Raw genomic sequence first — 477 nt, 5'->3', positions numbered from 1 at the left:
GATGGCTAAGGAAAAGTTTGAGCGGACGAAACCGCACTGTAACGTAGGTACAATTGGTCACGTTGACCATGGTAAGACAACTCTTACTGCTGCGATCACGAAAGTATTGGCTGAACAGAACGGCCAGGACGCGACAGCGTTTGAAGATATCGATAAGGCCCCTGAAGAGCGTGCCCGTGGTATCACCATTTCCACCGCGCACGTTGAGTATGAGACCGAAGGTCGTCACTATGCGCACGTTGACTGCCCAGGTCACGCTGACTATGTGAAAAACATGATCACTGGTGCTGCTCAGATGGATGGTGCTATTCTTGTTGTTAACGCAGCAGATGGTCCAATGCCACAGACACGTGAGCACATCCTTCTTGCACGTCAGGTTGGTGTTCCAGCTCTTGTTGTTTTCATGAACAAAGTTGACCAGGTTGACGATGAAGAGCTTCTAGAGCTTGTTGAAATGGAAATCCGTGAGCTTCTTTC

At 49.3% G+C, this 477-nt stretch carries 1 protein-coding gene; it reads left to right on the top strand.

Annotated elements, in window-relative coordinates:
• Position 1: 1 nt before the first annotated feature.
• Positions 2 to 477, top strand: a 476-nt coding sequence (locus tag WH95_RS20170) for a GTP-binding protein (protein WP_046510251.1), incomplete at its 3' end; no start/stop codon positions are given.

Origin of the sequence: Kiloniella litopenaei (assembly GCF_000982415.1) — a bacterium.
GTDB lineage: Bacteria > Pseudomonadota > Alphaproteobacteria > Kiloniellales > Kiloniellaceae > Kiloniella > Kiloniella litopenaei.
Note: the sequence above shows the minus strand (reverse complement) of the source record. Positions and strands in the feature narration are given on the sequence as shown.